At 35.7% G+C, this 10,149-nt stretch carries 6 protein-coding genes; 3 read left to right on the top strand and 3 right to left on the bottom strand.

Features of this window, described 5'->3' with window-relative positions; genetic code table 11:
• Positions 1–1,130 precede the first annotated feature (1,130 nt).
• The 3 genes from E4U82_RS19985 to E4U82_RS15070 form a co-directional block, all read right to left on the bottom strand.
• Positions 1,131–1,271: a hypothetical protein gene (locus tag E4U82_RS19985; RefSeq protein WP_167751443.1), complete on the bottom strand. Its 141-nt coding sequence runs from the start codon at positions 1,269–1,271 to the stop codon at positions 1,131–1,133.
• Between the two features lie 252 nt (positions 1,272–1,523).
• Positions 1,524–3,827, bottom strand: a complete 2,304-nt coding sequence (locus tag E4U82_RS15075; RefSeq protein ID WP_135110985.1) for an FtsX-like permease family protein — start codon at positions 3,825–3,827, stop codon at positions 1,524–1,526.
• A gap of 2 nt (positions 3,828–3,829) precedes the next feature.
• Complete coding sequence (locus tag E4U82_RS15070) at positions 3,830–4,534, bottom strand: ABC transporter ATP-binding protein (protein WP_135110984.1); 705 nt, start codon at positions 4,532–4,534, stop codon at positions 3,830–3,832.
• A gap of 422 nt (positions 4,535–4,956) precedes the next feature.
• Between E4U82_RS15070 and E4U82_RS15065 the strand changes: the two genes are divergently transcribed.
• From E4U82_RS15065 to E4U82_RS15055, 3 genes are read left to right on the top strand one after another with little or no spacing between them, the layout of a single operon-like run.
• Positions 4,957–5,814: an alpha/beta hydrolase gene (locus E4U82_RS15065; RefSeq protein WP_135110983.1), complete on the top strand. Its 858-nt coding sequence runs from the start codon at positions 4,957–4,959 to the stop codon at positions 5,812–5,814.
• Positions 5,815–5,816: 2 nt separating this feature from the next.
• Positions 5,817–6,548 carry a thioesterase II family protein gene (locus E4U82_RS15060; RefSeq protein ID WP_135110982.1) on the top strand — a complete coding sequence of 244 codons (732 nt, stop codon included), beginning with the start codon at positions 5,817–5,819 and terminating at the stop codon, positions 6,546–6,548.
• Positions 6,549–6,606: 58 nt separating this feature from the next.
• On the top strand, positions 6,607–9,900 hold the full coding sequence (locus tag E4U82_RS15055) for a non-ribosomal peptide synthetase (protein ID WP_135110981.1): 3,294 nt from the start codon (positions 6,607–6,609) through the stop codon (positions 9,898–9,900).
• The last annotated feature ends 249 nt before the right edge of the window (positions 9,901–10,149 follow it).

The raw sequence follows: 10,149 nt of genomic DNA, 5'->3' as shown, positions 1-10,149 counted from the left end.
GAAGATGCTTTAAAAAAGACCAATAACAAATTCAAACAACTAATCAAAGGTCAATTACATCAATGGTTTTCCGCCTTGCCCAATTATATCAAGGCTTATCTGCCTAATTTGTGCTGCGAAAGTTGAGTAACGAATTAACATACAGTTTGAACTCTCCCTAACAGGTGACGGATTTTTTCTATCAAGAACCATTGCAACCATCCCAATCACTCCTTTAAAGAAAGTTTTTGGCACTTAAAAGAGGTGTATGCTAATTATTTTTTATATATCATATTTTAATTATTTTGTAAACTAATTTACATTTAAAAACTATATATTTTTATTTATGATAAAATGGTAGTGACTGTGCCATAATACGATCGGGCGCGATTGTTGAAGAATGAATCTTAAAAGTAAATTTTATATATAACTCAGTTCTGACCGAACTGGGTTATTTTTTGTTAACAAAAAGCACCGCATTTTGCGGTGCAATTTAATATACATTTTTACTTACAATTTAGCGTGCAAATTACAGTTTTGCGATAGGTAACGGAAGCCGTTAGGCGTATATGCGCTATTTTAATATTTGTTACCTTAAAGTGCATGTTCATCGTTTTTGTAAATAGCATAGATGGGTCATTATTGATTATTGCAATTAATATTTGCAAGATATAAATATAAGGATATAAGGTTAAACCTTAGATTAGACAATGGTGTGTATTACCGTATTCAAAAACATCTTCACTTTTTAGGAAGTCAAGATTTATGTGACATTTTTAAATGTCACATAAAAGTAACTAGAAAAAATAAACACACGAAATAAAACGAATATACGTTCTCTAGCTATAGGATTAATTTATTTGCCGAACCCTAGAAAATTAGGCTAATGAAACACCCCGAAAATAAATCAAGTACGGGCGGCATGATGTAAGCGTGCGCCCAACCCTGTCATGGCAGGGTGTTTCCCTTGTGCGGAATTTAAAATGTCACAAGAATTAACTTATAAAGGACGTTTTCGTAGAGCGCTGACTTTTGCGGAAGCGTCCTTTTTTATTTTTAATAACTTGTGTTATGCTTAATGTAATCAGTTGTGAAACAGAGGGTTCCAATCAATAAAATGGAGGGCGGAAACATGAATATTGGCTGTAACTTTAGGCTGCCGAATTATGTGCTTTTACATTATTCTGCCATAAACACATGACAACCCAAAGATTGTCGGGGTTAAGCTGACCTCTGAAGAGCAGGAAAAACTCATCAGGCAGGATCATTTGATTGGCATTATATTCGTACATGAGATAACCTCCAAGCATAAAGTAACCAGGTAATAGTTCAACTGGTCCTTGCACGTTATTTCGACAAAAAAGATCCTGAATCCTTTATATTTGAGGATCTTTGTATTATTCAGTAGACCCTAATATAGTTAGTCATAATACCGGATCCAAGGACATGAGTATGGATCCGGTGTCTTGATTCTGTCGGCTAATGTTTTAAGAATTGTTTTTCCAACTTCTTCAAGAGCAATCTGAAGCAGGAGAGTAAACATTTTATCTATTTATTTTTCTGATATGGATAAGATAATTCCATATAAAAACGATATAGTATATAGCCAATATCACGACAATACTTATGAAAATGGTCAATATGGAAAAATTAATTTCGATATAAATACTGGAAGAATTGTTATTGATTATTCTTTCAAGCAACTTTGTGATGAATGGGTGTATACAAAGCGCCAGTAAAGCTGAAACGATAATTTGTATTTTGAATACATCCACTGAAAGAAAAAATATTTTACGAAAATTATAGCCTAATAAAAGGAATATTTTTATGGCGGATGTATTTTCATTAACTGCTGAGTTGGCTATCAAGATTAGAAGAATAGCAGAGATGATTGTCGTCGACATGAACAATATGGTGAGCAAGCTATTCATCTGAAGCAAACTTTCATCTAGCAGTTCTATCTGATCATTTTTCGTAGTTGAGTATGATACATCTGAATCGGATGGATGATTAAACGTGAAATTATAAGATCCATCATCGATGTCCTCATCAAGATCCCATAGCTGTTCCAATAACATATAATTGTTTTGATCAAACGCATTGGAATTCACTTCAATATTAATCGTTTTGGATTCACCATTAAAGTCAATGGTTATTGAGTCGGACGTGTCAATCTGATGGTCATGAGCAAACTTTTTATTGATGATCAGCGTGTTTTCCTCAACGTCAATATTCCGATAATATGGATTATCATCCCTAATTCCCATAACAGTAAGAGTGTCATCCATTTCTTTATGGTTATTCGAATCAATCGAATAGTCTCCGCTGTAGCCGATATCCTCTTCTCCATTACCATCCGTTTGTGTGCTCGATAGTATATTTATTGATTCATAACGGATATTTTCTTTATATGTTTCGTAGCTAGCTTCATTGGATGTGATAAGATTCCAACCAAGCAAAAATAAATTAAAGACGATAATGATGGAAAAGACCAGTGTAAACAAAAATCCAATATTTTTAAATGTAAATGATGATTTAATTTTTTGAGTGAATGGTCGGAAAGCGTTCCATTTTTTAATTCCCTTTAAAAATCTAAATCGATTCTTTTTACTGCTTGTCCTATTTATCATATTCAATGGCTTATGCCGCAGATTGGCAATAACTGAAGAATAAATGAGAACCATTATGACCACCAAAAAACCTATCCCGAACAATAGTGAATATACCCAGTTATAACTGAAAAATTGCTGTATATTATATGTTAATTGCATTTGTGAAAATGTCATTTGCTGCAATTGAACTCCAATAATAGATCCAACGGCAACGGCAGAAAGCAGCAAATACATATAAAAGTTAAATGCCTGTAAAATGGTTCTTTTATTCACACCAATTGACAGCAAAATACCAAAGTCAGGATTCAATTGGTACAATTCATTGCGAATTAACATAATTTGAATAACGATAACTGTCAGGAAAAGGATGACGATTGCTACAATTCCAATATATGTGTTTGTATTAATATCATTTTCTATGTTGCTAATACTTTCCACGTCTTTTGGAAGAGTGAACGCGGCGACATCATCATCATTTTTTATGCCCGACAGTACCGAACTTTTCTTTTCTGTATCATCAAATTTTCCAAGGTAAACGTATGATTTATCGATATCTTCTTTATCTCGGAAGTCCTCTTTATTCATGATGACTCCAGCGTTGGACGTAATCATGACACTTTCCGAATATTGGTCGGAGTATAAGAAATTATGGAGAGGACCTGTGTGTAAACCGCTAACTGTATATGTATCACCCAAAATATCTATCTCATCGCCTATCGCGATGTTTTTTTGCTTAGCATATTGATATGTAAGCGATACTTCTTTTTCTTCCGGAAATGCTCCATCTTCAATGGTGAAGTTGCTTATATCTTTATCATAAGGGGTTAAAAAATAGGTGATATTATCCTCTTTTACGACACTTTTTTCATAAAGGGTGTAATCAAAATTATATTTATCTGATAGAGATTGTACGATTTCCTCATCATAGTTATATAAAGAAATAGAATATTTATCGACCAAGTCCGTCCATGAAAGGTTTTCCAAGTCTTCTCCGGAAATGTCATAATCATTGGCGATATTATCAAGATAATCTTCTGGTTCCAACTCCGGTAACATGCGAAAATCTTCCGTCTCTGAATGATTTCGTTGCTCTTGGTAGGTCTCGTCAACAGCCATCATGCCGCCGACAAGATAATTAAATGCAATGGCGATTAAAATTGTGAACAGAATAACGGAAGTAACCTGAAGTTTTCTTGCAAGTATGGACTTTCGTATTTGTTTTTTTATCATTTTCATAGTTACCAATCAATCTCTTTCACTTTTTTTGGTTCCTGCTCAATGATACTTTCTATTTTGCCATCTTTTAAATGGATGACTCGATTGCCGATATCGGGAATCTTATTATCGTGGGTTACTATAACCACTGTCATGTCGGATTCACTGTGAAATTCCTGAATTAATTCTAAAACATCTTTACTCGACTCCTGATCCAAAGCACCTGTAGGCTCATCACAAATTAGGACTTTAGGTTTCTTGAGAAGCGCTCTTAGTATGGAGACGCGTTGTTGTTGTCCTCCCGATAATTCGGAAGGTAATTTATGTTCATGTTCAGACAGCCCTACTTTGTCCAGAAGGTTGGGGATATTTTTCAATTGTTGCTTATCGCTCGCTCCAACACCAATATTTTCAGTTGCCGTCAAATTGGATAAGAGAAGGTAATCTTGGAATATATATCCGATATTGCCTCTTCTGAATTGGATACGCTGCGATTCGGAAAGCCGGTTGATATCTTTATCATCGTAGAAGACACTTCCTTTATCCGCTTTTTCGAGAGCACACAATATATTGAGTAATGTTGTCTTTCCACTACCACTAGGACCGACCATAATAACAAAGTCGTTTTGATTGATGGAGAAATTCAATTCTTTAATAACCTGAAATTGGAATTCCCCTGATCCGAGATACTTGACTAAATTCTTGATATCAATGACTGTTTTCGACATAATTTTATCCTCCAAACTGCTTTTCTTGGATCCTAAATAATCAACGTACAGATGACATACTTTATAGTACCTTGCTAATGATTTAAATCCACCATGTCTTTATTACTAGATTCTTTTAGACATAATTATGTTGATAATGAACAAAATATCAGTTCTTAACAGGTGAATATAGTTAAAACAATAAATTCATGCATTACTTTTTACTCGGTATATATGTTTCATTTTCTTAATTTACAAAAGGTATTGACAATTACTAAAATATCACATATCCTACTAAATATACAACTAAATTGTATTACTGAAAGTAAGGGGGGCAATTAATTTTAAACATTCGATTTGCAAGAAAAGCTATTATTGTATTGATTGTTATATTAGTTCTTTTATCAATTGGTTTCATCAGTGAAATCGTTAGGCGTGATGTTATGGATAAGCACTCTCCACCAGGAGAATTTGTAGATTACGAACAATCCAAAATTCACTACATAAAAAAAGGGACTGGCGATAAAACGGTTGTTTTTAGTTCAGGAAACGGAACATCCTCACCATACGCGGACATGTATCATTTGCAGAATGAAATAAGCCCCCATGCAGAAACAATTATCTACGAAAGACCTGGATACGGCTGGTCTGATTCTACCACCAGGTCACGTTCCATTAACACTATAACGGACGAAATGAAAAAGGTATTGGATGAGGCAAGTGAAAATCAATCATTTATATTTGTCGGGCACTCCATGGCGGCTTTAGAGATTATTTCTTATGCACAAAAATATCCGGAAAAAGTCGATGGGATTGTATTAATGGACGGCGTTCATCCGCAGTATGCCAGTGATATGGAAAGTTCAGTACCTTTATCAATACATTCGACAAAGTTTCTAAAAAACACCGGAATTTTACGGCTATTGAGCAATTTCGAATTTTTCCAGGATAATCTTGTCCAAGGTGAACATTTGCCGGACCATGTAAAAAATGAAGGCATTTCATTTGCATTGGATCGTATGTGGAATAAAACCATGCTAGAAGAACGGAAAATGATTCCTGAAAACGGAAAACAAGTAAACAAAGAAGGGGACCTTGGCGATATCCCGCTGATTATCTTTTCAGCCAGCAAGAATCCGATGGAAGGCTGGAAAAAGTCACAGGAAAAATTACCGAAAATGTCCAAAAACTCTAAACAGATTTGGATAGACACCGATAATCATTTTATTCATCATGAAAAACCGGAGATGATTGTGGAGGAGATCAAAAATCTACTTAAGAGCAAGGAAGGAAATGAGTAGTCTTGAAATTATTTTTATTTCCATTTGCTGGAGGCAGCGCTAATTATTTTATGAGCTGGAAGACGCTATTCAACAATAATTCTATAGATATTGAACCAGTCGAATTAGCCGGCAGGGGGAAACGAATATCGGATCCTTTATATAATAGCATATCAGAAGCAATAAATGACGTGTATGAATGGATGATAGCAGAGAATAAATTAATACATGATTCATTTGCTTTTTTTGGCCACAGTATGGGGGGGATAATAGCATATGAGCTTGCACATAAGTTATTGTCTACAAGGAATCTGCTCCCGGAACATCTCTTTCTCTCCGGGATCAATCCCCCGCACTTAAAAAGGAAACACCTTCATGTTGATTCTTTAAATGACCAAGAATTATTGGAAGAAATTATCCACTTGGGGGGGACACCAAAAGAACTATTGGAAAATAAGGAACTTCTTGATTATTTTATGCCGATTATCAGAAGTGATTTTAAAATTGTTGAGGAGTACCAATATAAAGAGAAAAGAAGCACACTAGATATCCCTCTTTCCTTATTGAATGGGAAAGACGACAGTTTTGAACAACATGAAATTGAAGCGTGGAGGGATTATACGAATCAATCTGCTTTCATTGAATACTATGAGGGGGGTCATTTCTATTTGAATCAACAATCCCAAGAGTTGGCAGAATATATCAGTCAGATGTTATCAGCGTCTTATGGTAAAAAGACAAATATTCTATCATGAATCATCAATTGCTGTATGCAAAAAGATGAAATAATGATTTTTAAGGAGGCTGATAGGAGTGGATCGGCAAGAATTATATCCATTGTCTTATCCGCAAAAGGATATTTATGCAATACAGAATTACTATGAGATAAACAGTATCAATAATGTTAATGGCGATATACTCTATCATTCAGAGATAGATTCAGGTGTGTTGGAAAAAGCAATCGAACAGGTAATAGAAGAACATAGCAGCTTTCATTTGCGCTTTTCCATTAACGGCAGGAATGAAAATCAATATCTGGAACCAGGATATCCGCCAAATATTATCAAAGAAGACTTTTTGGGTGATGAAGAAGGATTTAACACATGGATCCAGAAAATGAATGATCAAGACATAGACATTTTCCGTGATTATTTATATCTTTTTGCCATTTATGTGCATCCAAGCGGAAAACTAGGTTATTATTTTCGGCTACATCACATGATTAGTGATGGGTGGTCAATGGTATTGATTGTTAATGAAATTAATGAAAATTATGTGAACCTTATAAACGATAAGAAAGTGAAGAAGGAGAATCCTTCCTATCTGGAATTCATTGAACGGGAACAGAAATACTTGCAATCAAAAAGATTTGAAAAAGACAGGGCATTTTGGTTGGAAGAATTTGCAAACGCCCCGAGGGAAAAGTTACTTGATGGCATGAATAAAAAAATTGAAGGGACACCACATGCCAGAAGGCTATCTTTTGAATTTTCTAGGCAGTTGATTAAACAAATTCACCAATTTTGTGAAAAGTATCAGGTTTCCGTATTGACATTCTTTTTATCGTGCATATCATCTTATTTTTATAAGATAACTTCAAAACAGGATTTCGTACTAGGTACACTAATATTAAACAGAGCTACGAAGAGAGAGAAAGATATTGTTGGTATGTTCATCAATTCAATGCCCATACGCATCCAGTTGGATAGCGAGTCTTCATTGCATTCTTTAAGTGAAAACATACAAAAAAAATTAATGACCTTATTACGTCATCAAAAGTATCCGCATCATTTATTGAAGGAAGACATACGTAAAAATAATGAAACCACCGATAAGCTTTATGATGTTCTGGTTTCCTATCAAAATGCCTCGCTTGAAAATGAGGAATATCCTTATTATAAAGCCACATGGCTCTTTAGCGGTCAGGCAATAAATCCTTTATCTTTTCATATCAATGATCGGGACAACTCGGGCAAGATGGAGATGGATTATGACTTTCAAACAGATGTATTTACAGAAAAAGAAATAAAGGATATGCATAAATATTTAATACAACTGATGGAAAATCTACTCAACGAGAATGAGGAACATATTAAACATGTAGATATATTAAATCAACATCAGATAGAAAAACTGGCTAAGGGAGAACACGATGCACAATACCCACTAAAAACCCTTCCTGAACTATTCGAACAACAGGCCAACATTCACCCAGATGCAGTCGCGGTAGAACGAGATACAGAACAGATAACATACAAGGACTTACAGAAGCGATCAAACCAATTGGCGCGTTATTTGCACAGCAAGGGAGTCAGACCCAATGACCTGGTTGCATTGTATATGGACCGTTCCATTGAAATGATTGTTTCCATAATCGCGGTTATAAAGTCTGGCGCAGCATATTTACCAATCGATCCTTCTTTTCCAAAGAGAAGAATTGATTATATACTTTCCGACAGTCAGGCTAAACTTTTGATAACGACAAAGGACTACCAAGCATATATCCAAAAGGAATTGGCGTTTCCGGGTGGATTGATGGACGTTCGAGCTGGCGAATCAGTACAAATGGATACAACAAACATGACTGTCAAAAATTCACCAGATGATCTGGCATATATTATCTATACCTCGGGTTCAACTGGTAATCCGAAAGGGGTTATGGTTACCCATCGCAATGTTGTGCAATTATTGATTAATGATCAGCATCCGTTTACTTTTACAGACCAGGATGTCTGGACAATGTTTCATTCTTATTGCTTTGATTTTTCTGTTTGGGAAATGTATGGCGCATTATTGTACGGTGGGAAATTGGTTATCGTACCTAAAGAGGTTGCAGTCGATTCCAATGCCTTCATGCACTTATTGATTGATAAGAATGTAACCGTCCTGAACCAGACACCTTCCGCTTTTTATAATTTTATTCATGAAGACCAAGCGACATCCGTTCAGCCGTACTCGTTAAGATATATTATTTTTGGCGGCGAAGCTTTAAAGCCTATTAAATTTAAAAAATGGAAGCAAAAATATCCGGATATCCAACTGGTTAACATGTATGGCATTACTGAAACCACTATTCATGTTACACATAAGGAATTGACCCTAGCAGATATGGAAGATAATGTCTCTAATGCAGGAAAACCGATACCGACACTTAACGTATATATTTTGGACGACCATTTAAATATGCAGCCCGAAGGTATCATTGGCGAGATATGTGTAGCCGGTGACGGGGTGACAAAAGGTTATCTGGATAAAAAAGAACTAACGGAAAAAGTTTTTGTTGATAATCCATTCCTTCCTGGAACAAAAATGTATTGTTCCGATGACTTGGGAAGAATTTTGCCAAACGGGGAAATTGAATACATCGGCAGAAAAGACTTTCAAGTTAAAATCAGAGGCTACAGGGTAGAGCTTGGGGAAATAGAACGGGAAATTTTACAGTTGGAGTCTATTGACGAGTGTGTTGTCTTGGACTATTTGGACAATAGCGACAACAACAGTTTATGTGTATTTTTATTGATGGAAGAAGATATTGGTTCTTTTGAAATTCGCACATATCTGGCTGAAAAATTACCGGAATATATGATTCCAACCAAATATATTCCGGTTGATGTCATTCCATTGACGGCCAACGGGAAAGTTGATCGAAAAGAACTCGAAAATCTTCTTAAAGAGAAAGAAAATAATACATTAAAAACAGTTGTCGCCCCGCGTAATTCCATTGAAGAGAAACTGCTGGCGATTTGGAAACAAGAACTGCAATTAGACAGTATCAGTGTTGACGATAATTTCTTTAATATTGGCGGCCATTCTTTGAATGCATCTTATTTAGTCGTTCAAATTAATCATTGTTTTTCTATAAAATTATCGATTGGGGATATATTTAAGTTTCCATCTATCGAATTGCTGGCAACTTATATTCAATCCGTGGAATATACTGCAGCAGAAGATAAGGTGATCCAACCATTGGAAAAGCGGACACGTTATCCTGTCTCCTCTGCAGAAAAAAGAATGTTTACTTTATGGGAGATGGATAAATCGAGTTTGGCGTATATGGTCTTATGTCAAGAATTCGGACAAGTTAAATGTAGAAATTTCTTAGCTTAATGATTTAACGAAGTCCACCACCCTTGACCTTGTTTGTGTCCATGGTAGTGTTCTTGTGGCGGATAGGAGAAATTCAGCCTTTAGGGCTCCATCCGCACAGCCAGCGTACCATGGACAATCACTTCTAAGTTCCGCTGTTGGGGCCCCGACCCCTAACAGCGATCACTAAGAAGTGGCACAGCGGTCAAGGGCAAGCAGCTCCGCTGTGGTTATACCGCCAAACCTGAGTAGTGGCTCATTTCCCTGACA

It is taken from the genome of Lentibacillus salicampi, from assembly GCF_004565465.1.
In the GTDB taxonomy this organism is placed as follows: domain Bacteria; phylum Bacillota; class Bacilli; order Bacillales; family Amphibacillaceae; genus Lentibacillus; species Lentibacillus salicampi.
The sequence above is the reverse complement of the archived record's forward strand: the minus strand, read 5'-3'. Positions and strand labels throughout refer to the sequence as shown.

Excerpts from the sequence above, each read along its gene's own strand:
- E4U82_RS19985 (WP_167751443.1), bottom strand. The coding sequence starts at position 1,271 with ATGTACGAATATAATGCCAATCAAATGATCCTGCCTGATGAGTTTTTC.
- E4U82_RS15070 (WP_135110984.1), bottom strand. The coding sequence starts at position 4,534 with ATGTCGAAAACAGTCATTGATATCAAGAATTTAGTCAAGTATCTCGGA.
- E4U82_RS15075 (WP_135110985.1), bottom strand. The coding sequence starts at position 3,827 with ATGAAAATGATAAAAAAACAAATACGAAAGTCCATACTTGCAAGAAAA.
- E4U82_RS15065 (WP_135110983.1), top strand. The coding sequence starts at position 4,957 with ATGGATAAGCACTCTCCACCAGGAGAATTTGTAGATTACGAACAATCC.